20 protein-coding genes are annotated in these 26,038 nt (G+C 40.9%); 17 read left to right on the top strand and 3 right to left on the bottom strand.

Features of this window, described 5'->3' with window-relative positions:
- The first annotated feature begins 48 nt into the window (after window positions 1-48).
- From H6G41_RS14705 to H6G41_RS14640, 15 genes are all read left to right on the top strand, one after another.
- Window positions 49-759, top strand: a complete 711-nt coding sequence (locus H6G41_RS14705; protein ID WP_190746921.1) for a deoxynucleoside kinase — start codon at window positions 49-51, stop codon at window positions 757-759.
- Window positions 756-2,198, top strand: a complete 1,443-nt coding sequence (locus H6G41_RS14700; RefSeq protein WP_190746920.1) for an MOP flippase family protein — start codon at window positions 756-758, stop codon at window positions 2,196-2,198. The genes H6G41_RS14705 and H6G41_RS14700 overlap by 4 nt, the downstream gene beginning before the upstream one ends.
- A gap of 59 nt (window positions 2,199-2,257) precedes the next feature.
- Window positions 2,258-3,379 (top strand): glycosyltransferase, encoded by a 1,122-nt coding sequence (locus H6G41_RS14695; RefSeq protein ID WP_199316175.1) that lies wholly within the window; start codon window positions 2,258-2,260, stop codon window positions 3,377-3,379.
- A 2-nt stretch (window positions 3,380-3,381) separates the two neighbouring features.
- Window positions 3,382-4,593, top strand: coding sequence for an O-antigen ligase (locus H6G41_RS14690; protein WP_190746919.1), 1,212 nt, complete (start codon window positions 3,382-3,384; stop codon window positions 4,591-4,593).
- A gap of 22 nt (window positions 4,594-4,615) precedes the next feature.
- Window positions 4,616-5,416, top strand: coding sequence for a polysaccharide deacetylase family protein (locus H6G41_RS14685; protein ID WP_190746918.1), 801 nt, complete (start codon window positions 4,616-4,618; stop codon window positions 5,414-5,416).
- Between the two features lie 13 nt (window positions 5,417-5,429).
- On the top strand, window positions 5,430-6,599 hold the full coding sequence (locus H6G41_RS14680; RefSeq protein WP_190746917.1) for a glycosyltransferase family 4 protein: 1,170 nt from the start codon (window positions 5,430-5,432) through the stop codon (window positions 6,597-6,599).
- Between the two features lie 8 nt (window positions 6,600-6,607).
- Window positions 6,608-7,387 (top strand): hypothetical protein, encoded by a 780-nt coding sequence (locus H6G41_RS14675; RefSeq protein ID WP_190746916.1) that lies wholly within the window; start codon window positions 6,608-6,610, stop codon window positions 7,385-7,387.
- A 176-nt stretch (window positions 7,388-7,563) separates the two neighbouring features.
- A complete protein-coding gene (gene galE / locus H6G41_RS14670) occupies window positions 7,564-8,565 on the top strand; it encodes a UDP-glucose 4-epimerase GalE (RefSeq protein WP_190746915.1) in 1,002 nt (333 codons plus the stop codon).
- A 5-nt stretch (window positions 8,566-8,570) separates the two neighbouring features.
- Window positions 8,571-9,761 (top strand): glycosyltransferase family 4 protein, encoded by a 1,191-nt coding sequence (locus H6G41_RS14665; protein ID WP_190746914.1) that lies wholly within the window; start codon window positions 8,571-8,573, stop codon window positions 9,759-9,761.
- Window positions 9,762-9,808: 47 nt separating this feature from the next.
- Window positions 9,809-10,537 (top strand): sugar transferase, encoded by a 729-nt coding sequence (locus H6G41_RS14660; RefSeq protein WP_190746913.1) that lies wholly within the window; start codon window positions 9,809-9,811, stop codon window positions 10,535-10,537.
- Between the two features lie 210 nt (window positions 10,538-10,747).
- A complete protein-coding gene (locus tag H6G41_RS14655) occupies window positions 10,748-11,419 on the top strand; it encodes a PIG-L deacetylase family protein (RefSeq protein ID WP_190746912.1) in 672 nt (223 codons plus the stop codon).
- An 8-nt stretch (window positions 11,420-11,427) separates the two neighbouring features.
- Window positions 11,428-12,918: a polysaccharide lyase family 1 protein gene (locus H6G41_RS14650; RefSeq protein WP_190746911.1), complete on the top strand. Its 1,491-nt coding sequence runs from the start codon at window positions 11,428-11,430 to the stop codon at window positions 12,916-12,918.
- On the top strand, window positions 12,915-13,043 hold the full coding sequence (locus H6G41_RS35760) for a hypothetical protein (protein WP_277878122.1): 129 nt from the start codon (window positions 12,915-12,917) through the stop codon (window positions 13,041-13,043). The genes H6G41_RS14650 and H6G41_RS35760 overlap by 4 nt, the downstream gene beginning before the upstream one ends.
- A gap of 27 nt (window positions 13,044-13,070) precedes the next feature.
- Window positions 13,071-14,222, top strand: coding sequence for a DegT/DnrJ/EryC1/StrS aminotransferase family protein (locus tag H6G41_RS14645; protein ID WP_190746910.1), 1,152 nt, complete (start codon window positions 13,071-13,073; stop codon window positions 14,220-14,222).
- A gap of 189 nt (window positions 14,223-14,411) precedes the next feature.
- Window positions 14,412-16,622 (top strand): polysaccharide biosynthesis tyrosine autokinase, encoded by a 2,211-nt coding sequence (locus tag H6G41_RS14640; RefSeq protein WP_190746909.1) that lies wholly within the window; start codon window positions 14,412-14,414, stop codon window positions 16,620-16,622.
- 184 nt (window positions 16,623-16,806) lie between these two features.
- Here H6G41_RS14640 and H6G41_RS14635 read toward each other — a convergent pair whose 3' ends face one another.
- A complete protein-coding gene (locus H6G41_RS14635) occupies window positions 16,807-17,757 on the bottom strand; it encodes an NAD-dependent epimerase/dehydratase family protein (RefSeq protein ID WP_190746908.1) in 951 nt (316 codons plus the stop codon).
- 692 nt (window positions 17,758-18,449) lie between these two features.
- Here H6G41_RS14635 and H6G41_RS14630 point away from each other — a divergent pair.
- Window positions 18,450-19,886, top strand: coding sequence for a hypothetical protein (locus H6G41_RS14630; protein WP_190746907.1), 1,437 nt, complete (start codon window positions 18,450-18,452; stop codon window positions 19,884-19,886).
- A 60-nt stretch (window positions 19,887-19,946) separates the two neighbouring features.
- Entirely contained in the window at window positions 19,947-20,567 is a 621-nt protein-coding gene (locus H6G41_RS14625; RefSeq protein ID WP_190746906.1) for a hypothetical protein, read from the top strand.
- 460 nt (window positions 20,568-21,027) lie between these two features.
- Here H6G41_RS14625 and H6G41_RS14620 read toward each other — a convergent pair whose 3' ends face one another.
- Together H6G41_RS14620 and H6G41_RS14615 are read right to left on the bottom strand one after the other, a co-directional pair.
- On the bottom strand, window positions 21,028-22,884 hold the full coding sequence (locus H6G41_RS14620) for a tetratricopeptide repeat protein (protein WP_190746905.1): 1,857 nt from the start codon (window positions 22,882-22,884) through the stop codon (window positions 21,028-21,030).
- A gap of 186 nt (window positions 22,885-23,070) precedes the next feature.
- Entirely contained in the window at window positions 23,071-25,644 is a 2,574-nt protein-coding gene (locus H6G41_RS14615; protein WP_190746904.1) for a PAS domain S-box protein, read from the bottom strand.
- Between the last annotated feature and the right edge of the window lie 394 nt (window positions 25,645-26,038).

Here is a 26,038-nt window from a genome sequence, read left to right as displayed (position 1 = left end):
TCTGCGGTTCATAAAAACCCCACCCCAATTAACTCCCAGACAACCATTATGAACAATCTCACTCAAAAAACCAGACCCCTGGTAATAGAAATAGTCGGAGTCGCAGGCGTAGGTAAAACAACCTTAATCCAAACCCTATACCAACAAAAACAAAACATACAACTAGGGGTACAAATCAACAAAATTAACCAAATTCCCTTTTGGATAAATAACACCCTTTCCCTACTACCAACCTTTCTCAAAAATTACCGTCATAGCCGATGGTTGAACAATGGAGAAATGCGCTCCCTCATCTACTTACAAGCATGGCTGCAAGGATTAGCCCAACAAAAATCTAGCGAACATTTCGCCACAATTTTTGACCACGGCCCAATCTTTAGACTAGCTGCACTGCAAGAATTTGGCCCCGATATCACCCACAGCCAAAAATTTCAGAAAATCTGGAATAACTTACTGAATAATTGGACAAATACCTTAGATATTATTATCTGGCTCGATGCCCCAAATCCAACCTTAAGAGAACGAATTCAAAAGCGCGATCGCTACCACGAAGTTAAAGACAAACCCCCAGCAGAAGTCTTTCAATTTTTAGAACGTTATCGCCAAACTTATCAACAAATAATTACCCAAATAGCTAACAATAGCTCAACCACAATCTTAAAATTTGATACCCAGCAAAAATCTCCAGCCCAAATAGTAGATGAAATGCTGATTTCCTTAGACACCAAACTAGAAAAATTACCTGCAACAATCAGATGACTCTCGAACAGAAAGCAACCAAAGGAATTGTCTGGTCAATCGCCCAAAAATGGGGGATGCAGGTTATTTCGTTTGTCACCTTCCTCCTTCTATCACGGTTATTAGAACCAAAAGCATTTGGGTTGGTGGCTATGGCGACAGTATTCACCGCCTTTATTGAGATTTTCATGGATCAAGGCTTTAGTGATGCGATCGTCCAACGCAAGGATCTAGAGCCAGAACATTTAGATACCGCCTTCTGGACTAGCGTACTATCTGGGATTTTACTTGCAGGAATTGCGATCGCCATAGCTAAACCAATAGCCGGATTATTTCAGGAACCCCAGCTAGTACCAGTAATCATGTGGCTGGCATTGAGTTTACCAATTGATGCCCTAAGTAGTACCCAAAAAGGTATTCTCCGGCGCGAAATTGCCTTTAAAAGCCTCACAATCCGTTCCTTAGCCTCAGCATTTGTCGGGGGAATAGTTGGTGTCAGCATGGCGTTTTCCGGTTTTGGTGTTTGGAGTTTAGTGACTCAAACCCTCGTGCAAAGTTTAGTCGCTACCTTAGTTTTGTGGCGAGTTAGTAATTGGGTACCAGGATTTCGCTTCTCTAAAAAACATTTTCACGACCTATTCAGCTTTGGTTTTAATGTCGTCGGCATTAAAATTTTAGAAGTTGTTAATCGGCGCTTCGATGACTTTTTAATCGGTTATTTTCTAGGGCCAATTGCCTTAGGATATTACACCATTGCTTACCGCATCATCTCAGTAATTTTCATGCTCCTAACAGGAGTCACAACTCAAGTAGCATTCCCAACATTTTCGCGGATGCAACATGAGCCAATCCGCATCAGAAATGCATTTTATCAAGTCACCCAATATACAAGTTTAATTTCTTTTCCTATCTTCCTCGCCGTCGCTGCTTTATCTCCCGAACTAGTAGCCTTATTATTTGGGGCTAAGTGGTCTGCTAGCGTCCCCATCATGCAAATATTGTCATTAATTGGCATTCTCTTCTCAATTTCCTACTTTAATAACAGCGTCATTAAAGCCACTGGTCAACCTGCTTGGCTATTCAAAATTATGCTACTTAACACCATCTGTAATGTCCTGGGTTTCTTGGCAGTTGTTCGCCTAGGAATTGTCGCTGTTGCTGGTGTTTTAGTGGCCATTGGCTACTTGCTATATCCCACATCTTTGTGGTTAGTACATAAATTAATCAAAATTGATTTTAAAACCTATCTTTTGCAATTTGCTGCACCATTGATTAGTTCAGCATTCATGCTAATCGCCATTTTTGCAGTTAAAACCATAGCGACAGAAATCGAATTACCTTATCGTCTATTTATTTACATCTCTATTGGCTTCCTCAGCTATGTCATGATGATTTTATTAACAGCACGCACCTTAATATTTAAAATATTAGAATTAGCCAGACTAGCATTTCAAAAATAAATCAAGCAAATCAGTAAATGCACCAAACTAAATGACAAATGACCAATGACAAATGACCAATGACAAACCCAAATATGAATACCACAGAAAAAAGATTAGCTATTTTTGTTCCTTCCATGAATGAAGGCGGTGCTGAACGCTCAATGTTAAGACTCGCCCAAGGAATTGCAGATAAAAATTACCCCGTAGATTTAGTCTTAGCGCGACCAGAAGGGCCTTATTTAGATGAAATTCCCCCCAATGTACGCTTAGTAAATCTCAAATCATCGCGAGTCTTAAGCAGTCTCCCAAAACTCATCGGTTATCTGCGCCGCGAAAAACCTTATGCCTTACTATCAGTATTAGACTATGCTAATATAGTTGCCCTCTGGGCGAGAAAATTCGCCAAAATTCCCCAAAAAGTCATAGTCAACGAACAAAATACCATTTCTCTAACATCAAAACATTCATCACAAAAACGCCAGCAATTAATTCCTTGGTTTGTGAAAAATTTCTATCCTTGGGCAGATTTAATTATTGGTAATGCTCAGGGAGTAGCAGATGACTTAAGCCAAGCGATAGGATTAAATAGCCAAAAAATTGACATTATTTATAATCCCGTTGTTACGCCAGAATTGCAACAAAAAGCCCAAGCTTCCTTAGAACATCCTTGGTTTGCGCCTGGACAACCGCCAGTGATAATAGCTGTGGGTAGACTTACTATCCAGAAAGATTTTCCTACCCTGATTCAAGCTTTTGCGCAAGTACGGCGAACTCAAACAGCCAGATTGTTAATTTTGGGCGAAGGGCCAGATAGAAACGCGCTAGAAGACTTAATCAAACAGTTGGGTTTAGAAAATGATGTCAGTCTCGCTGGCTTTGTGAAAAATCCCTATGCATATATGACTCGCGCCTCCGTCTTTGTCCTTTCCTCTCGATGGGAAGGTTTACCCACAGTTTTAATCGAAGCACTTTATTGTGGTATTCCAATTGTGGCAACAGATTGTCTCAGTGGTGCGCGAGAAATTCTCAAAGATGGACAATACGGTCAACTAGTACCAATTGGCGATGTCAATGCAATAGCTCAAGCTATAGAAAAGGTTCTAGTCGATAAAATCCCACCAGCACCTGTGGAAAGTTGGCGTCCTTTTGAATTAGAAACAGTTGTCAATCAATATATCAACATTCTGTTTGCGAGCTAATCATGAGACGGTTTATTTATCGGTTATCTTTGCTAGTAATTTTTCTCCTTCCTTGGGAATTTGCCATTGATATTCCTGTTTTAGGAAAACTGAATAACTTTGTTGAATTATTTGCTGGCGCTTGCTGGTTAATTGCGATTGTGACTAGCGGTCGTTTTCGTCAACTTCATGCTTTTCACATTTTATTTTTAATTTTTATCGCCTGGAATGCAGCTTCTGTTTTTTGGAGCGTAGAGCCTACTAAATCATTTAGTTTTCTATTTAGTTACATTCAAAGATTAGGATTAACTCTGCTAATTTGGGACACATATACCACATTTACTAACTTAAAAAATGGGTTACAAGCATATGTGCTAGGCGTATATGTAGCCGTTATATTCACCTTATTTAACTTTTTAACTAATAATACTGGAGGAAATTATCAACGCTTCGCCGTTACAGGTTTTCAGCCTGATGATAGTGGCTTTAATATGGCATTAGGTATACCAATTGCTTGGTATCTGGCTTCTACAACTAATAATCAAGATTCTCATTGGTGGAAACTGATTAACTATATATTTATCCCAGCAGCTTTGATAGGGATTATTTTAACTGGAACTAGAACAGCTTTAATTTGTACTTTACCTACCATTTTGCTGATTTTAAGTTCTTTTAAACGTCTTAAAGTATCTACTAGGATTATTTTAATTATCTTATTTTCTGGAGTCGTATTTAGTTTACAGTTTTTTGTACCAGAGACACTGTTTCTGCGGTTACAAAGTACTGGTAGTGAAATCACATCAGGTGACCTCAATGGTCGATTAATTATTTGGCGAGAAGGTTTTGCTTCGTTTTTACAACATCCATTTCTAGGGGTAGGTTTAGGTGCAATTCGCACAACTAATAGTCTAGGTAAAGTAGCCCATAATTCGTTTATTTCCGTTTTGGTAGAAGTTGGTGGAATTGGCTTATTGCTGTTTTTAGCTATCTTCCTATTGGTTTGTTATTTAGCATTGCGCCAACCAAAAGTTCACTCAATGTTTTGGCTGACTTTACTAATAATTTGGACGATAGGTGCTTCTACTTTAACTTGGGAATGGCGCAAGCAAACATGGCTATTTTTTAGTTTAGCTGTTGTCAGTGGTACGTTATTTAGAGATTATTATCTATCGCGGACTAAGAGTATCTTTAAGCGATATGTATTAAATCACGAAAACTCAATCAAGCAAATTTGAAATTTTTGATTTTTGATTTTTTATGAATCAGCAAATGATGCTACATCAAGACAAGAGAAATAACAAAAATATTGACTATGATTGGCCGTTAATTCTGGCTTATCACAGTGTCAATCAAGAACGTAAAGATTCCTTAGCTGTCAGCACAATTGATTTTGACAATCAACTAGCCTGGTTAAAAAAACAAGGCTATCGTTCTCTGACTTTAGCAGAATTTCTGCTTCAGCCTGTGAAAAAGGGGGAAAAAGTTGTCATTATTACTTTTGATGATGGTTATGCAGACAATTACCATTTGGCGTTCCCAATTTTAAAGCGATATGGATTTGTCGCCACTATCTTTCTAGTATCAGATTATATCAATACAGACCAGATATTTTACTGGGATGTTCCCAAAATTTCCAACAATTATGAACAAAGTTTGTATAAATTGCTGACTTGGGAACAAGTACAAGAAATGCTGGATTATGGGATTGAATTTGGTTCTCACACCTGTACCCATCCGGAATTATCTAGTCTATCGCGGGAGCAATGTATCGAAGAAATCACTCGTTCTCGTCAGGATTTAGAGGCGAAATTAGGACGAGAAGTTGTATCTTTTTGCTACCCGCGCGGAAAACTGAATACAGAAGTAATTCAACTAGTTGAACAAGCTGGTTATCGCGGTGCTGTTGTTACACCCAAGCGTTCGGGAATTCCTTTAAATCCTTACACCCTCAGACGAGTTGGTATTTATCAACAAACTACACCATCAGTTTTTCGGCTGAAACTCACGCCTTTGATGAGAAAAAATTACGAACGTTTTAAATGGCTACTTGGTGCTTAGGTAAGGAATTTAGATGATGAATCAGCACAATAAACCCCTGAATATATTGCATATCATTATTTCGGTAACTGATACTAATAGTCAATTTAATGACCATTGTCTACCGATGATGGATAAACGCAACATCGCTATTTGTACTTACTATAAATCAGCGAAAAAAATTCCTTCAGAAATTGCTACTTTTGAGGGCGATAATACTTTGATTGGTTTCTTTCGCGCTCTCAAAGCAGCTTTAGATTATCAAGAATATGATGCGATTCATGCCCATGCAGTACCTACTGGCATATTATTGCTGTTAGGGATGATTATTTTTGGTAAATATCAGCAGTTCATTGATGCAACCGTCTATACAATTCACACTTCTTACGCAAATTTAAAACCCAGAAATCGTCTGCTGATTATTCCCATATTTGCTACTTTTAAAAAAGTCATACCTTGTAGTCATGCTTCTTTTACAAGCTTGCCAAAATTTCTCAAAAATTTAGGCGGTAAAAAGTTACAAATTGTGCAGAATGGTGTGGATTTATCTAGAATCGATCGCGTTTTAGTAGAGCGTGAAAAAACTCTAAAAAATGATGATGTCACCCAAGATTTTATGGTTATATCTATTGGGAGATTAATCAAAGTTAAAAATCCGCTATGTCTTTTGAGAATTTTTCAAGAAATTAGCGATCGCACTATTAACCTACTATTAATAGGTGATGGTGCCATGAAATCTAACTTCATCGCCGAAATGATCAATCGTCAGTTAGAAAATCGCATCAAAATGACCGGATTAATTGCCAGAGAAGCGGTATATCAGCATTTAGCCAACGCCGATTTATTTGTCTCTACCTCTTGGGTGGAAGGACTTCCCGTAGCAGTTTTAGAAGCAATGGGTTGTGGCTGTCCCGTAATTTTATCGGATATCCCACCACACCGAGAAATTGCTGATGGCGTCGATTTTGTACCTTTGATTCATCCTGACGATGCAGTTGGATTTGCTGAAGAAATAACCCGGTTTCGTCAAATGTCCGCCTCTCAAAGAGCAGAAATTGGTCAAAAATGTAGACAACTCGTAGAAGAAAAATTCAGCTTAACCGCCATGCATCAAGGATATGAAGCAGTTTATCGCCACCATTATCAGCAAGCTCATCAAACAGAGAAAAAAAATCAGAAATTCCCCATCACCATTGACCATTGACAAACATCATGCAAATTGAATTAATTGGCTGTACAAGTGCAGGTAAATCTACATTAATTAAGCATCTACTCCAAGTTTGCCAACAACAGGGCGTTGCAGCTGTTACAGGTGATGACTTTGTCTTGCAAAAATTTCGCCTCAATGGGATTAAAAGCTATTTCTGGCAAAGGTTTATTGTAGATTTGTTGGCATTATTTGCTTGCTGGCTGAAACTTTACAGAAACTTTAAACTATATCTATTTGCTAGCAAGATTATTAGTAATCTACCTGGTACAATAAACCTGGTACAAAAAATCATGATTACCAGGAATTTTCTGAGAAACCTGGGGGTTTATGAAATCATCCAGCATCTCAGTTATCCACAAGAAATTATTTTATTGGATGAAGGGACATTACATATAGCCCATTACCTCTTTGTCCATGTTTCTGTGGAACCTAATAGCCAAGATTTAGCAACCTTTGCTAAATTAATTCCTGTGCCAGATGTGGCGATTTATCTTCAGCAGCAAGAAGCGGTTTTGATTGAGAGAACTTTAACCAGGGGACATAAACGCATTCCCAATAATTCCTATGCGCAAGTAGAGCGGTTTATTAAATTTGCTGTATCTATCTTTGATGAGCTAATCAAATTTTCTACTATTAAAAATAATTTATTAGTAGTAGATGCTGAGCGCAACATCCACACAGCGACAGATAATCAAAATAATTCATCTCTACTGGTAGCGAAGGGACTACTAGAACAAGGAATAAAAGTGAATAAGGAGAATATAAATTTTGTTGACTGTTGACTGTTGTACGGGCGGGTTCATAGATATCCTCACTGATTCATGAAGATCTCCCATAAACCCGCCCCTACTGACTGTTGACTGTTGACTCTTAAGAAAACTTCTTACCAATGACAAATGACAAATGACTTGACTATTTAGATTATTAGGTTGCATTTAATTGATCGGGGTGAAAATCTATGACACATCAAATTCTCATCACTGGGGGAGCGGGTTATATCGGTTCCCATGTAGTGCGCCAGCTAGGAGAAGCAGGGTATGACGTAGTAGTTTATGATAACTGCTCTACAGGTGTTGCTACTGCGGTGCTGTCGGGAAAATTGGTAGTCGGAGATTTAGCAGATATCGAGAGTTTGTACCGCACTTTTGCCCAAAATCAATTTGCAGCAGTTTTACATTTTGCTGCGAGTACAGTGGTTCCTGAATCTGTTGCCCAGCCCTTAGATTATTATGCAAATAACACTCGTAATACCTTAAATTTATTGCGTTGTTGTCAAACTTTTGGCGTCAAAAAATTAGTATTTTCTAGTACCGCCGCCGTATATGGCAGTCCGGAAGAAAGTCCAGTATCAGAATCATTTCCCACCATCCCCATTAATCCCTATGGACGCTCGAAATTAATGAGTGAGTGGATGATTCAAGATTATGGATTAGCTTCAGAATTACAATATATAATTTTACGCTATTTCAATGTAGCTGGTGCCGATCCAGCAATGCGGATTGGTCAATTTACTCCCAATGCAACACATTTAATTAAAGTGGCTTGTGAAGCAGCTTTAGGTAAACGTCCCTCGTTGAGTATCTTTGGTACTGATTTTCCCACAGTTGATGGTACAGGCATTCGCGATTATATCCATGTGGAAGATTTAGCAACGGCGCACATCGATGCATTGCGGTATTTACAGACGGGGGGTAAAAGTCGGGTGTTGAATTGCGGTTATGGACATGGTTACAGCGTGCGCCAAGTCATAGCCAAGGTGAAGGAATTTTCGGGAGTGGATTTCCCGGTAATTGAAGCACCAAGACGCTTGGGAGATCCAGCTTGTGTGGTAGCGACATCAGAGGAGATTCGTAAACTGTTGGGATGGAAGCCGCAATACGATCGCCTGGATGCAATTGTGGGAACAGCTTTGGAGTGGGAGAAGAAGCTAACTCACGCAAAATCAAGCTTCAAGGAGTAAACAAGATGAATTCATTACCAAAAGTCGCTATTTTGGGCGGCCCCGATGTAGATGCGCGAATAGAGTTAATGGATTTGCTCAAAACAGACTTTCAGGTGAGTGCGATCGGTTCTGAACCATTGCTACAAGAGAAATTCTCCAAAGCTGGTTTTGCATATAACCTCTATCATCTCGATCGCCGGGTGAACCCGATCGCAGATTTTATCAGTGTCATCCAATTAGTATCTCTGTTTTGGCAGTTAAAACCGCAGGTAGTCCACGCTTTTGATAAAAAACCCGACATTTGGGGTCGTTTAGCCGCTAAAATCGCTGGTGTTCCCGTAATTGTCGGGACTGTGACGGGGTTAGGTTCCCTCTACGCCAGAGATAACTGGAAAACTAAACTTACTTGGACGATTTACCAATGGTTGCAGACATTAATTTGTCACAGTTGCGATTTGACGATTTTTCAAAATCATGACGACGCTGAGGAATTTCTCGCCACTGGGGTAGTTACTCAGGAAAAAGCCAAGATTATTTTAGGTTCTGGGGTATCTACCAAAGTTTTCGATCCTCAGAGGGTGAGTGAGAAAGAGCGATCGCAACTGAGAACAGAATTAGGTATCCAATCTGATGAAATCGTCGTCACCATGATCTCTCGTGTCATCCGTTCCAAGGGTGTACTGGAGTTTATGGAAGCAGCTTTAAAGCTCCAGACGCAATACCCAAAAGTACGTTTCTTGTTAATAGGCGATGAAGACAAAGAAAATCTCGATTTTCTGACTCCCACCGAACTAAGCAAACTCAAGCAAAACGTAACATGGCCAGGCCCTAGACGAGATATACCAGTCGTTTTAGGTATCTCTGATATTTTTGTCTTTCCCTCAGCTTACCGCGAAGGTATCCCCCGCGTGTTGTTAGAAGCTGCATCGATGGCGCTACCTTTGATTGCGACAGATTCACCGGGTTGCAACGAAGTCGTTGAGAATGATGTCAACGGGTTCTTAATCGCACCTGGGAATGTGGCAGAACTCACCCAGGCAATTGAGCGCCTGATTGCTCAGCCAGAACTCCGGCAAAGCTTCGGCAAAATCTCGCGTCAACGGGCGATTGAACGTTTTGATATCGCCGTCATTGCTGAGCAGACAAGCTCAGCCTATCGCGAATTACTAGCAGCAAAAGGCTTGTATTTAACCAGTGCTAGTTCGCTGGTGTGACCGATTTTACTTAATTTGATTATTTAATTTAGAGGGCGAATCTAGCCATGTCTTTGCAACTTAAACCCAGAATCGAACCAAAAACCTTAATTTACCGCAAAAAGCAGCCTTTATATTACCTCAGCAAACGTTTATTTGATATTGCGGTTTCGGCTTCTGTATTATTATTATTTGCTCCCTTAATTCTTATAGGTGCATTATTAGTTAAGCTAACTTCTCCCGGCCCAGCCTTTTACAAAGCTAAACGGGCTGGATTAGGCGGTAAACCATTTTATATGCTGAAAATCCGTTCTATGTATGTCAATAGTGACACTGTAGACCGGAGAATTACAGAGAAAAATGACAGTCGGATTACCCCTGTAGGCGCTATTCTCAGAAAGCTGAAAATTGACGAATTACCGCAATTTTGGAACGTGTTAACTGGAGATATGTCAATTATTGGCCCTCGTCCAGAAGATTGGGATCTCGTAGAAAAATATTACACTCCCGAACAACGCTTAACCCTAGAAATTGTGCCGGGGCTAGCTTCGATCACCGATCTTAATTGGTATCCAGATATCACCTACCATCATCCTTGCCCTGCTGGTGTATCTGCGCAAGAAGACTATATCCAAAGACACTTGCCAATTATCATCGATGAAGCATTTAATTATATGGAACAGCAAAGCTTCCTCTTTGATTTGAAATTGATGGTACAAATCGCCTTGGCCATATTGATGTATTCCTGGGCACCACCGAAACGGCAACGAGTGTCATTAAGCGATACAGCGAGTTGAGATAAGGGCATTGGGCATTGGGCATTGGGCATTGGGCATTGGGCATTGGGCATTGGGCATTGGGCATTGGGCATTAGGCATTAGGCATTAGGCATTGGGCATTAAGTATTTATTTACCCCCTCTGCTTCCTCTGCTTCCTCTGCTTCCTCTGCTTCCTCTGCACCCCTGCCCTCTGTTCTACCTATCCCATACGTGAAGCAAGGAGAAATATGGCAAAACAGGTTCTAGTAGTAGCGGCTCATCCAGATGATGAAATTCTCGGTTTAGGGGGAACAATTGCCCGACATGTGGCTGAGGGCGATCGCGTTACCACTGTCATTATTGCCGATAATGGTACGGCTCGCTATGAAGATGACACCATTAATTCTGTGCGACAAAATGCTTACGAAGCCGCCCATAGGCTGGGTGTGGAGAAGGTGTTATTTGCGGGTTTCGCCGATCAAAAACTGGATACCTTACCTATCCTAGAAATTACTCAATGGATTGAGAAAGTTGTCAAAGATATCCAACCGCAGATTATCTACACCCACCATCGCGGCGATATGAATCGCGATCATCAAATTGTCCAGGAAGCTACTTTAACTGCGGCTCGTCCCTATAGTACGCCTTATGTCGAGCGTATTCTGTGTTACGAAACACCCTCTTCGACTGAATGGGCAGGTTCCTATCCTGAAAAGCAATTTATCCCTAATCTCTATGTAGATATTACACCCTATTTAGAACAGAAATTATACGCCATGTCTGCCTATGCTACAGAGTTAGGGACTTTTCCCCATCCTCGCTCCTTAGAAGCCTTGCGGATTCGTGCAATGCATTGGGGAAGTGCGATCGCCGCAGGAGCAGCAGAGCCATTTTTTTTGGTGAGAGAAATTCAACGATAATACAGCCCATGAACCAATTAAACCTACTGCTAGCTGGATTATCTTGGGGAATAGTACTTCTCGTCTCCAGCTGTGCTGTTGGTAACAGTGCAGAGGAACGAGTCAAAAACTATGTTGTGAAAAATACCACAACAAATTCCCAACATCCTTTAGCTTTCCCTGGTGCAGAAGGTTTTGGCGCTACTTCAGTAGGTGGTCGTGGCGGTCGCGTGATAGAAGTTACCAATCTCAACGACAGCGGCCCGGGAAGTTTGCGCGCCGCCTTGGAAGCTGAAGGTGCGCGGATAGTAGTGTTTCGCGTGGCTGGGGTAATTACGCTAAAAGATACCATCCGCATCAAAAATTCCTATCTCACCGTTGCTGGACAAACTGCACCAGGGGGCGGAATTATTCTCAAAGGAACTGATAACAATATATTAAATATTCGTAAGGGTGCCCATGACATAATTATTAGATATTTAAGATTGCGCAATGGTTCAGGAAAAGCCAATGGTTCCGGTCACGATAATTTAACAATTAATGGGGGATATAACATTATTGTTGACCATGTTTCTCTGAGTTGGAGTACAGATGAAAACGCTTCACTTTTTAGAACTACAAAAGACCCAGGAATATATAACGTCACCATTCAACGTTCAATTATGGCTGAAGGTTTGAAAGGTCATAGTAACGGTTTAATTGTCACTGGAAGAGTGAATGAAACCGATCCCACAAACCCGATAGAAGATTGGCGTAAAATCTCACAAATTTCTATTCATCACAATCTATTTGCCCATAATACCCATCGCAATCCTAGAGTGACATCTGCTGCTTCGGAAATTATCAACAATGTCATGTACAACTGGAAATATCAAATTGGCGAAACTACTCGCGGGTCAATTATTGATGTGGTTAATAACTATGCGAAACCAGGGCCAATGTCCAATACAAAAAGGTTATTTTTGCATGAGGATCACAATCCCCAAAGACCTAACGACCTGCCCTATCCTGACCCTTCTATTTATACGAGCGGTAATGTAGTTGCGGCGGTTCAGGTAAATACAAAAGCAGATAATTGGGGACTCTGGCAATATAATTTTTCTTATAAACCTTTACCAGATAAATTTCGCCGTTATCATCGATTAACCCAACCAAAAATTCCCGTAACTATTGAATCTGCTGATGCAGCTTACAATTCAGTTTTGGCTGATGTTGGTGCTAATGCCAGATTAGATTGCTTAGGAAATTGGATAGAAAATGCTGATGCAGTTGATAAAAGAATTCTCAACGATGTCCGCAACAACACAGGCCCAAAAGACGCTATTCTAAATCCCAGTGTTGTAGGTGGTTATCCCCAGATAGCAAAGGGTAGTGTATGTAGCGATCGCGATCGCGATGGGATGCCAGATGAATGGGAACTCAAACATGGTTTTAACCCCGATAATCCCTTGGATGGTTCCCAAGATGCAGATGCAGATGGATATACCAACGTTGAAGAATATTTAAATGGCAGCAGTTGAAGAGACAAGGGGGCAGGGGTGCGGAGGAAGCAGAGGAGGCAGAGGAGGCAGAGGGGGTAAATAAATACTTAATGCCCCATACCCCATGCCCCATGCCCAATGCCCAATGCCCCATACCCCATTAACAAATTTAATTTAACATCCCCATATTTATGACAGAATTCCTTCCTTTTGCTTTACCCGATATTGGTGAAGAAGAAATTGCCGAAGTTTTAGATTCTTTAAGGTCTGGTTGGCTAACTACCGGGCCGAAAACTAAACGTTTTGAAACAGATTTTGCGGAATTTATTGGTAATGATGTCGAAGCGATCGCGGTGAATTCGGCAACATCAGGATTGCACTTAGCCCTGGAAGCTTTAGGTGTTGGTGTTGGTGATGAAGTAATCACTACAACTTATACATTCACTGCAACAGCCGAAGTAATTCGTTACCTGGGTGCAAATCCTGTATTTGTCGATATCGATCCGCAAACATTAAATATAGATCCGACAAAAATTGAGGCAGTAATTACACCAAAAACTAAAGCAATTATACCCGTGCATTATGGTGGGCTAGCTGCGGATATGCAGCCAATTTTCAACATAGCCCGTAAACATAACTTAAAAGTAGTTGAAGATGCAGCCCATGCAATTCCTACTACCTATAAAGGAGAACTTATAGGTAGTTTAGAAAGTGATGCCACTGTTTATAGTTTCTACGCTACTAAAACCATTGCCACCGGTGAAGGGGGAATGTTAGTAACCCGCAATCCCGAAATTGCCCAACGTTGTCGCGTGATGCGATTACATGGTATTAGTCGCGATGCTTTTGATAGATACACTTCAACTAAACCGAGTTGGCATTATGAAGTGATTGCTCCTGGCTTTAAATATAATATGACCGATTTAGCCGCTTCCTTGGGTATCCATCAATTAAAAAAAGCCTGGATGCTTCAGCAACAAAGAGCAAAAATCGCTGCCTTGTATGATGAACATCTCCAAAATTTACCTTTAATTTTGCCACCCAAAGTGCCAGGTGATGATATTCATTCTTGGCACTTATATGTAATTCGCTTAGATGATACTGTCAAAATTAGCCGCAATAGCTTTATTGAGCAGATGGCTACCAGAGGAATTGGCTGTAGCGTTCACTATATTCCGTTGCATCTCCATCCTTATTGGCGCGATACATATAATCTTCGGCCAGAAGATTTTCCCATCGCCTTATCTACTTATGAACGTATAGTTAGTTTACCGATTTATACGCGCATGACCTTAGATGATGTCGAAAGAGCGATCGCGGCAATCAAGGAAATATTAGCTTGATCTGCGCTACATTTTTTTACAGATTGTGGCACATTAGACAAAATTTAGCTCAAATCGATTAAACTACTTAAGTATCAGCGTACTTACAGGTGTCGAAGTAGTTGCCTGTTTTTGAATTGACTTAAAAAACTGCCAATTTTTCATAAATAAAACATCTACCTGATGCCAACTTAATAACAAAAATTAGACATGGAAAACTTACCAACATCTGATAGCAATTTTATCAGTACAAAAAAAATCTGGGCTGTATTTAATCGCCGTTGGTTACCAGGATTAGCAGTATTTATACCGATAATGTTCCTCACATCCATAGCTGCTTCTATAAGACAACCTTTATTTGAAGCCCAAGGAAAATTATTGTTTCAGAAAAATAATACTATTTCTTCTCTGACAGGCGTAGGAACTGAAATTAACAGGTTAGAAGCATTAACCAGAAATACTGAAAGTAGCCCTTTAAATACAGAAGCGGAAGTAATTCGTTCTGTATCAATTGTGAATAAAACTATTAGTCGGCTCAACTTAACAGATGACGAAGGAGAACCTGTAATATTTGATAAATTTATCAGCCGCTTAACTGTCAAAAATGTTCCGGGTTCGGATGTTCTAGAAATTGCTTATCAGGATCAAAATCCTGAGACAGCTGCAGCTGTTGTAAATATGCTGATGAATGTCTATTTAGAACATTATGAGTCACTCTATAAAGCAGAAGTTTCGGCGGCGCGGAGGTTTCTCGAAAAGCAGTTACCCATAGCAGAAAGAATTGTTAGACAAGCAGAAGCTAATTTAGCAGCTTTTAGAGAGAACAATAATGTTGTTTCTCTCCAAGATGAAAAATCAGAATCAGTGAAAGAGATAACGCAGATTCAAAGTAAAACTGCGGAAATTAAAAATCAAATTGCCAATCTGACTTCGCAAGCGCAAGAGATCCGTAAGCAATTGCAGATGAACTCAAAAGAAGCAGTAACACAGAGTTCTCTCAGCCAGTCAGCAGGAGTTCAAGACACCATACAACAAATTCAGCAAGTCGAGGTGCAACTTGCTGAAAAGCGGACTGTTTTTAATGATAATCATCCGCAAGTTGTGCAATTACAAAGCAAATTAGCGGCTTTAAAGCAGTTACTCCAAGGGCGAATCCAACAGGTTGCTGGAGGTTCGCCAGTAACAGCAAATAGCAATTTACAAATAGGACAAATTAAACAACAATTAAGTAGCAGGCTAGTAGAATTAGAGTCTACTCGTCAAGGTTTAGTGAGTGAATTAGCTTCTGCATCTAATTATGAAAATAACTACAAGCAAAGACTCACCAAAATTCCTCGTTTAGAACAACAAGAACGTCAATTAGAAGGAAAAGTACGAGCCTCCCAATCTACCTATTCCTTGCTGCTGCAAAAATTGCAAGAGAGCCGCATAGCCGAAAATCAAACAGTAGGTAATGCTAGTAAAATATCAGAAGCAATTGTGCCGCGATCGCCTATTTCCTCTGCTTTAGTTTATTACCTGAGTGGCGGGTTACTTGCTAGTCTAGCTGCTTTAGCAACTATGTATATTTTAGACGTTCGCGATAAGACTATTAAGACCTTCGATGAAGCCAAAGATTTATTGGGATTGACTATATTGGGTGTAATTCCCACATTTAATAAGTCTAAAAAGTACATTCGTGGCGAAGAATCATTAGAATTTCCTGCATCTAGCCTAGTAGTCAGAGATATGCCGCGATCGCCAATTAGCGAAGCCTTCCGGATGCTCAGAGCCAACTTAAAATTCATGAGCGCTGATAAGGAATTAAAAGTGATTGTCATTACCAGTTCTGTACCAGGAGAAGGTAAATCAACAATCGCTGCTAATTTAGCCTTAGCAATGGCGCAAATGGAGCGTCAAGTATTATTAGTAGATGCAGACTTGCACCAACCAGTACAACATCAAATTTGGGAATTAACTAATAGCCAAGGACTCAGCAATTTAATTGTCGGACAGTCAGAAATTAATCATGCTGTCAAAAAAGTCATGGTTAATTTAGATATTTTGACTGCCGGTGTTGTACCTCCCTCACCAGCCTCGTTGTTAGACTCAAAACGGATGGCTTCTTTAATCCAAAATTTTGGTTCTAGCTATGATTTTGTGATTATTGACGCGCCCTCTTTAAACGTTGCGGCTGATGCAGCGACATTGGGACAAATGGCTGATGGTGTTTTATTAGTAGTTCGTCCTGGCGTAGTTGATTCTGTGAATGCGGCGCTTGCTGCGGAGATTTTAGAAAAATCTGGTCAGAATGTTTTGGGACAAGTTATCAATGCTGTTATTCCCCAAAATGAAAGCCATAGTTACTACTATTTCACCAAGGAAAGTGACTTCCAAGAACATGCTGTTTCTAGCCAAAAATCACAAGCTGATAGGTTTTGAAAATGGGTTAAAGAATAGCCATTCAATGGGGTGTTTAGTAGGGTGTGTTGTCGCGTAGCGCAACGCACCAAATTACTCAAAATTACAAAACAAAATTCCAAAATTAAAGGTGCGTTAGCCGACGGCGTAACACACCTAATATTGCAGTCAACAAATTTAGCTACAGCCTGTAAGCTATTGATATTTAGCTATACAAAGATTTGATCCAATGCCATTCTTGAGTCAAACCTTCTTTGAGAGAGACTGCTGGCTGATATTGGAGAATTTTTCTGGCTTTCGATACATCAGCTGCGGTATGGCGTGCATCTCCCATAGCTTTTTCTATATGGTTGGTTTTAATTGGTTTACCAACGATTTCTGCCATTGTGTCTAATACTTCTGTTAAAACTACTCTGCTACCACCACCAATATTGAAGATTTCGCCCACAGCATCAGGCGCAGTAGCGGCGGCTAGGTTAGCGGCGACAGCATCACTAACAAAGGTAAAGTCTCTTGTTTGCTGTCCATCACCATAGATGGGAATGGCTTCATCTTGCAATACAGCTTTGAAAAATTTATGGAATGCCATATCCGGGCGCTGTCTGGGGCCATAAACTGTAAAGTAGCGTAGAGATACAAAAGGTACGCCAAAGTTTTTGTGATACAGACCGCATAAACGCTCGGCTGCTAGTTTGGTAATACCATAAGGAGAAACAGGGCGAGGTGGAATATTTTCGTGGGTAGGTAAGGTTTCAGCATCACCGTATACACTGGATGTAGAGGCAAATACTAGCCTTTGCAGGTTTTTTGCATCTTTGGCTGCTTCTAGTAAAATTTGTGTCGCGTTAATGTTGCGTTCAGTGTAAGCACGGAAGCCGCTACCCCAACTGGCTCTGACTCCTGCTTGTGCTGCTTGATGGTAAACTACCTCTACATCTTGGAGTAGTGTCGGCCAATCTAATAATTGAATATCGCCTTCAACAAGTTTAAAGTTAGGATATGCTTTTAAAATTGCTATATTCTTGTGTTTTAATGTGGGATCGTAGTAATCATTAAATTCATCAATACCTATTACTTCTTTATCTTGTTGCAGTAATGCTTCGGCAATGTGAGAACCGATAAATCCAGCTGCCCCTGTAACGATGATTTTGGTCATATCTCTAATTTTTATATATCCTCTTCATCTTTGCATACACAGATTAATACTTCGGTTGGTAAAAGTCACTACTTGCCCAGTATTTTTATTTAATCTTTTTAATCAGGATAAAAAATAAAAGAGGTCTTTATATATTAATACGGTTAAGTTAAGAAAATTCGTCTATGGAGTCAAGGATAACAGAGATTAGAAAAAATAGCCTTACCGAAAAACTGGGTTTTAAGGCTCGCCCACCCCAGGTTTGTTCCTCAAATTCATCTATAAAATTATTGTAATATTTTAGACTTTTTACGCTACGACACATACTTAGATTTTTCAATAATCAAATTGGATTCCTATATTTGTGAGTAAAAGTAACCACGCCACCTAGTGCCTGCCATTCATACCATTTGTCGTCAAAGTGTTTGTGCCATACACCATTATCGGTACGGTTAGCTTTTAAGATTTATGCAGTCGCCAGCAACAAATTTTGCGATCGCTATTTTTAAAATTGCTGAATACTGGCATAAAAAAGCTGCTAAATGCTTGAAACGAGCTTTCAATTCATGGAAAACACCAGGGGATAGAATTTTTTATTTTCAATTTCTGAATTCGAGGTGCATAAACTGCTAACCCTGACCGTGTAAGTCAACAGCACAGGTAATATCACCAATCGACACTAGCTAACAATAGGAACTAGGAGATGGAAGATTATGGGTATTTCAGTAGTGATTGCTGGGGCAATTGGTAAAGCGATCGCCTCTAAAGTTGCCACTATAGCGATCAACAAAATTCTCGCGATCGAAGTTCAAGAGCGTGGACTAGGACAATGGGGAGAACAGATAGTTCTGGGTATCTTTTTTGGTGAAGGACTCGTTCCCGATCTCAGCTTTGAGAAGCAGACAGAGTTGCGATTTGCCGAGCTAGATCGGCGCATCGACCAGGTGAATCGGGATCTTGAAAAGCTAAGAAATGAGTTGCAAAAATTCAAATGGAGTGTAAATACCAAGTTTTATGAGGAGCGTGAAGAAGACCTGTGGAAGGACATTCTCGATTATGAGGAAAAAGTGCAATTCTTCTATCCAAAAATTAGTCAGTTGGGACGAGATATCAAAAAAAATGGAACTTCAGCGAACCTTGACCAAATCAAGCAAAAAGCCCGTGAGATTGCCCAAAAAATCCTTGATAGTGATGTGCCAGTGAATATCAATCTCACTTGCACTAGACTTTTAGGCAAAGAAGTGGGAGTAGAAGCGGAGAAGGTGCGTGGCTTCTTGGAAATTTGGACTAACCTTGCAATTGAGGAGGTAAATGAGCGGGGTTGGCAAGATGGGCAACTGCTACGTATTTATGAAGCAATCGAGAAGAAGTTTATGCAAGTATTGCTGCGGCAACTTCAAGGTATGCGCCTGTTAATGGAAGCTTACAGCGTCCCTGATGTCTTGGGTACCTATGAGAATGGACTTGAATATTTTGTCAAAGAAGCTTACCCGATGCTGGCTAAGGAGATTGAGGCATTTCAACGCTCCATAGAAGCGATCGCAATTAACGTCCTGCCCCTACCTGATGCACCTTTATCAACCCTGGAAATCCCCGCAGATATTGCCATCATGTTAGGTTGTGCAGACTACTTCTGTGGCGAGATCCTCAGCGGGCGCAAACTAGCCAGCGATCCATCACTCCCCCTCGATCCAACACTTACCACCCTTCCCGTACTTGCAGGTTGTTGGGGACGGGCGATTATACCGGGTCGTCGCTGGATCGGGCGCAAAGGTGGGTCACAAGAGCCAGCGCGGCTGAAACTGATTGACGGTCAGCAAACGTTTTATTGCAATGGCGTACTCACAGTTAAGACAACCAAGTTTTTACCCAACAACGATCGACCTAACGGTTACCTCCTCTATATCGGCACAGAACCGAGAGCAATGAATGAACTTCTGATTGCTCACTTTGTCCCTACGGATATTTTGCCTGCAAGCCTTGTAGGGCGAGAAATTGAGGTGCAACTTGAAGACCTTCAAGGCGATCTTCTCGCTTCCACCCAAGTTGTGATGTGTCAGGTGGAATCTGAGTCAATGGTAGTACCACAAACAGTCTTTGGCTCATTCACCATTGCTTTTACAGGTGGTGCAGAGATCCGCAAACGCTAAGTATGTAATGTTACATATCACACAAACAACCAGTACATTTAATTTTAGGAGTTAAGTATCATGATTCAACCCAAATTCTCAGTTTATCAGGACAATCGTAGCGGTCGAGTTTTTGCTGAGGTTGTAGGATACGGTGATGCAAATGCATCTTCCTACAATATCGATCCGGGTGAAAATCAGAATGCGCCAGTTAGCCGTTACCTTGAAGTTCAGCAAGGAGATGAAAATAATCTACTGAAGGTCAGCTTGAATACTCAATCAGAGTTTTTAGATTATCAAGTTGGAGAATGCTCTGGTTTGAGGTTGAAAAGTACCGCCGCGATCTATCTACCAAGGGACAAAGGAGTTCAAGCTTTGGGTATTGTGCAAGATCGACTGCAAATGGGCTTTAATTTGCCACAACTTCCAGGCGATCGCCCAGTGACAATTATCCTCCGCACCAACATTGAAAGTGATCTGGACATTATTGAAATTAAACTCAATGGGCCTTCATTTTCTCAGCCTCATGTTGTCAATGAGACACCGGATGGAATTTTAGAAGAGAAATTTACCTTGACACAGCCGGGAGAATATTCGCTTACAGCAGGTTATCAACTAGCAGTACAACTACCCAATTCCGGACTGGGTGGGCGCGATATCAAGGCTGAGATGTTTGCCGAAATAATCAGCCTCCCGTTCTAATTAACGTCTGCAATCAAGGCTGTTGAGACATTTTGAAATGGGGTGAGACAAGAGTTGTCTCGCCTCATTGGCGATCGCCACTACTACCAGGAGATTGTCAATTTTTATATGTTGCTAAGGGACTTCCAAATAAAAAAACATCCCAATTATTAACTTGCCAAGCCCGCAACTCGTAGGGGCGGGGTGACCCATTGGTGTCAACTTAAGTTCTCTGGCTTACCCAACAGACCGCCCACAGGCTGTAAGCCTGGGGCTAACGCTACAAAGCCCACAAAGGTGGGCTAAATTTTCTAAGCCCACCTTTGTGGGCTTTGTTCAGTTAGCCGCACCCTTGCAGGGTGACGGCGGTTTGTTGGGTAAGCGAGGGGTTGGGAGTGAGGACAAAACCTTGTCAACCAAAAGGGTTTCACGTTAAGTTGACACTAATGGGGGTGACCCCGCCCCTACAATTTGGGATAATTTATTTTTTGTAAGTCTCTAATAATTGGGGAATGTGATCGTATCCATCCACGCCAATAATTGCAATAATTTTCGGGCGATGTTGTTGGAGGAAATTTGTAAAGGCTTCCTCCCCTATTTGCCCTTGTAATATTGTTAAGAGTCCGGCTGCTTGTCGCCATTCACGAGAAGCAATTTGCTCTAAAAGATACATGCCCAAACTACCAGTGTAAATGGTTTTTTCAAAATTTTGTAGTTGATAATAAGCTTCAGCTAAGTATGCTAAATTGCGTCCTTGGAGATATAAATCGCCAGAAATTTGTGCTGTTTTAAAGCCTTCTTCTAAATATTTAATGGCGGCTTGTGATTCGCCAATTACTAAATGGGCAATTCCTAAGCTACTAAAACATAGGGCTTTACTTTGAATATCACCTAATTGTTCGGTTAGTTTTAAACCTTGTTGTAAATAGTTAATTGCCATTTCATAGGTTTCGGGTTCTAGCTGTTCTAGTTCTTGGGCGTGCATGACTTCGCTGTAGCCTAAGTTAATTAGGGCGTTGGCTTCGCCTGTACGTAGGCTTTGCCCGCCGTAGGCATCGCCTACTTGACGGCTAAGAATTAAGGCGCGTTGGCTGTGGTTAATGGCTTCTACGTAATCTTGCTCTTGCACATAGGTACGGCTGAGGTGGTTAAGATTGGCAATTTCACAGGGGCGATCGCCTGCGGTTCTGGCGATTTCTAATGCTTGTTGATGAAATTCAATAGAACGTTGATATTGTCCTAAAGCGCGTTGTGAATAGCCTAATAAAGTTAAAATTCTGGCTTTTTCTTGGGTTTTCTCGACTCTGCGCAGTGGTTCATCTAAATAATCTAAAGCATCCCGCAAATAGTTACCGGAAAATGAAGCAAAAATCCCACCGTAAAGGGGAAAATAAGGACGCAGGGCAAAATTACGGAGAATTTGCAGCATGATTTGGGATGCGCCATTACTGTAAACTGGGGCTAGGTTGTGAAAACCGCTAGCTAATTGACTCCAAATCACTGCAAAGGTTAAATAGGTGGAAATCGATAACTTAGAACCAGCTTGCACATTATAAGCTTGTTGGTCAAACCAGTTAACTAAACCCCTTTGCAAATATTGCAGAATTAATGCCATTTCTACCCAATCACTTAGGGTAATTTGCTGATTAGCGGCGAATTCAATTGCTGAACCTTCTATTGCTAAGGTACGCAGTAGGCTGTGGGGTACTTGACTATTTACCTGCTTTGCCCAAGTTGCCCAAGGGCCGCTTTCTCCGGGTACGCCACCAAACCCTAGTGATTGATTTTGCTCGTACATCCAGCTAACTAAATGTTCTTGCAATCGCTGCCAACTCGCTAAACCTCGGTTAATTCCTTCAGATATCTGCTGTAAATCTGATTCTGGCTGGGCAAATTGCTGTATAGATTTTGACAACTGCTGTAGCTGTTGAGAATTGAGGGGCTGCTTTTGATTGGGATCGGTAAACCTAAGAAAAGTTGCTAGTCGTTCATCAGCGGCAGCTGTGGTAATTTCTTTGACAGCAGAAACGATCGCTTGTGTAGCTTTGTTGTGTTCTTGCCACCGTTGCCATTGAGTTTGAATAGTCTTAATTGCCCTTAAACTGCGGGTAGCCTTAGCTTTTTTGAGTTCATCCTTTTCCCCATCTACTTGGTTTTGGATGGCTGTAGAGCGATCGCTCAAAACTAACTCAAATACTTCTCCTGTCCCAGGATTCACCCCTTTGAGCAACATTTGATACACCTGCTCTACAGAGCTAATTTTGCCCTTGAGGGTGGTGTCCACAATTTCGTCAATTAAAGCCAGGTAGCGATCGCGCAATGGGAGAGAGTCTGACACTTTAGCTACTGATGAATGTACGTCATCTTTATTTTAATTGTTGTCGTGGCAGACGGAGCACGCTGAGCGTTCGCGTAGCGTCTCCCCTTGGGAGAAGTCGAAGCGTGCGCGGGGCAGAGGGAGAGAAGGAGAAAGAGAGATGCGAAGAAATACCATGCCCAATGCCCCATGCCCATTGACAAATGACTAATGACTAACCGCTTTCATCGGCAAATTGACAATAAATGTTGCGCCTTGGCCAATTCCCTGGCTTTGGGCTTCGACTGTACCGCCATGCAATTCTACGAGATGGCGAACGATGGCTAATCCTAATCCTAGCCCACCGTGCGATCGCGTGCTGGAACTGTCGGCTTGGCGAAAGCGTTCAAATACATAGGGTAGAAAGTCAGGAGCAATTCCGCCACCTGTATCGCTGACTTGCAGTTGAATGCGATCTTGTATCCGTTCTAGTTGTATTTCCACTCTCCCGCCTTTGGGTGTGAATTTGACGGCGTTGGAAAATAAATTCCAAAAGATTTGTTGCAAACGGTTGACATCGACCAATACTATCCCCACTGCCGGATCGTATTGGCTGGTGATGTGAATTTCTTTAGCAGCTGCGGCGGGTTGTAATGTCTCAATTGCTGCTTCTAAAATGGGTATCAGTTCTACTAGCTGAAGATTTAAGGAGAGTTGACCGTGAATAATTCCCGATACATCTAATACATCTTCAATTAATTGTGCGAGGATCTTGCTATTGCGGTCAATGGTGTCCAAAGCGCGGGTGGTTGTCGTTTCGTCTAATTTGCGCTTTTTGAGTAGCTGTATCCAACCAGTGATGGCGTTGAGTGGGGTACGCAGTTCATGGGAAAGAATCCCTAAAAACTCATCTTTCAGGCGGTTGGCGGTTTCGGCTTCTATTAGCAGTCTTTCGCGTTCTTGTTCTGAGAGTTTGCGTTCGGTAATATCAATCAAAAATCCATGTAATAACTGCGGTTTTTCTCCTTGACGCACTACATTGACAATGTCATATATCCAGACTAATCTGCCATCGGCTGCCAACATTCTGTATTCAAATTCATAATTATCCAATGTTAGAGCAGATTGTAAACAATACTCAACTGCCCATTCTCGATCCTCTGGGTGGATGTGTTCTTCCCAAAAATTCTGGGTATACCACTCTGTTGCGGGATAACCGAGAATCTCTTCTGTTTGTGGCCCAACATAAGTAAACTGTCCCGTATTCGCATCTACTTCCCAAGGAATTACCCGAACTTTTTCTGTTAGTTTTCTAAACCTTTCTTCACTCTGTTGTAGAGCTTTTTGAGCTTGTTTGGTCTCTGTAATATCATTGATGAGGGCAACAAATCCTTCTACTTCAGACTGTTGATTAAATTGGGGAACATAAGTTACATTTACAGCACGTTTTTCACCAGTTGGGGTATTAATTAGTGTTTCGTAATTGATGCGTACTCCTGATAATACCGTTTCTATATAAGGACTAATTTCTTGATAAACTATATCGCCCACAATTTCTTTAACTTGCTTACCATACATTTCTGAGGCTTTCATGCCAGACCATTCTTCATATTTACGATTATTAAAGCGATAACGTTGCTGGCTATCGACATAAGAAATAAATACGGGTAAAGCATTAGTAATCAATCGCAATTGTTCTTCTCTTTGCCTGATTGCTGCTTCTGCTTGCTTACGTTCGGTGATGTTACGCCATGTGGAAACTCTGACGTTACGACCTTTATATAGACAATTTTTACCGACTATTTCTAAATTTAAAATTGTTTTATCTTTTCTCAGACCCATGACTTCATAAGTCTTTTCATACCCAGATTGCAGATTGTCTTGGAGAATAGGGCGCGATTCTGGGGTCAGGAATTCTGTAATGGAAATGCCGATTATTTCATCAATTTCATAACCGAATATGTTAGCAAAAGCTGGGTTAGCATCAAGGACTTTACCATTGTCGTGAATTAAAACTCCTTCAACGGTAGCATCCGCTAAGGCATGAAATCTACTTTGGCTTTCGCGTAAAGCATTTTCTGTTTGTTTAATATTACTTAAATCCAGTACAAAACTAATGATTTCTTCTACACCATTAGTTAATAAAGCGGAACCGAGAAGAATGGGAACGCGGCTACCATCTTTGCGGAAATATTCTTTTTCAAAAGCTTGGTTAATACCTTGATGGCGCAGTTCAACAATTGCGCGATCGCTAATTTCTTGATATTCTGGCGGTGTCATCTCGCGCCAGTTCATTTTGCCAAATAATAATTCTTCCCTGGTGTAACCTACCATTTTTAAGAAAGCATCGTTAGCTTCAATAATTGCCCCATTCATATCAGCTACAACTACGCCAATAATATTAGACTCTGCTAACCGTCTAAATCTGGTTTCGCTGGCTTGTAGCTGTTGTATACTTTTCTCTAAACGACGCTTAGCAGTGCGCAATTGTGAGTTCAGCCAGCTAATAAGTGTTGTTACCAATACAAACAAGGCTAAGCGCAAGAGGCTATCTAGAGAATAAATCAAAGGCGAAAATACTGGCGTTAAAAAAAAGTATGCCACAGAGATAGTTGCTAAAGTAGTGGCAAATAACCCTGATTTCATACCGCCATACCAAGCACTTACCGCCACAGCAGCAAAAAACAGCAAAAAAATAGTTGGACTTAGCAGTGGCTCTAATAAGAAAGTCAGTAGTAATGCGCTACCAACTGCCAAAACTGCTACTGTATAAGGCAAAATTCGGAGGATTATTCCTTTCAATGTGGCCTCTCCTTTGATGCAGCTAATCGCAGCCAATTTCGCCACAATTAGCTAAACAAAGCGATTGTAGATTAGTTATTTTATCTTGAATAAATAGGGAACAGATAAGAACTTCTAGTAAATCTATCTAAAGTAATAAAAACTCATAGCCGACATTAATTACTATTATTGTATAACAATCTACTGAGAAAAAATTCATTTGTCTGCTATTGCTGAAAATTCTATTGCCTAATGAGAATTTGCCACTGCATAGAACTTACATGAATGCAGTAATTTTGACAATCTATATATAATGACGATTGCTGTCATTGAATTTAGTCTAATTTATTATTTGGTAATAATAGTATACATAGATTTTATTGATGTTTTCTTAGTAGAAATTCTCTTGATTCCA

This window comes from Tolypothrix sp. FACHB-123, from assembly GCF_014697075.1.
Taxonomy (GTDB): domain Bacteria; phylum Cyanobacteriota; class Cyanobacteriia; order Cyanobacteriales; family Nostocaceae; genus Aulosira.
The sequence above is the reverse complement of the archived record's forward strand: the minus strand, read 5'-3'. Positions and strand labels throughout refer to the sequence as shown.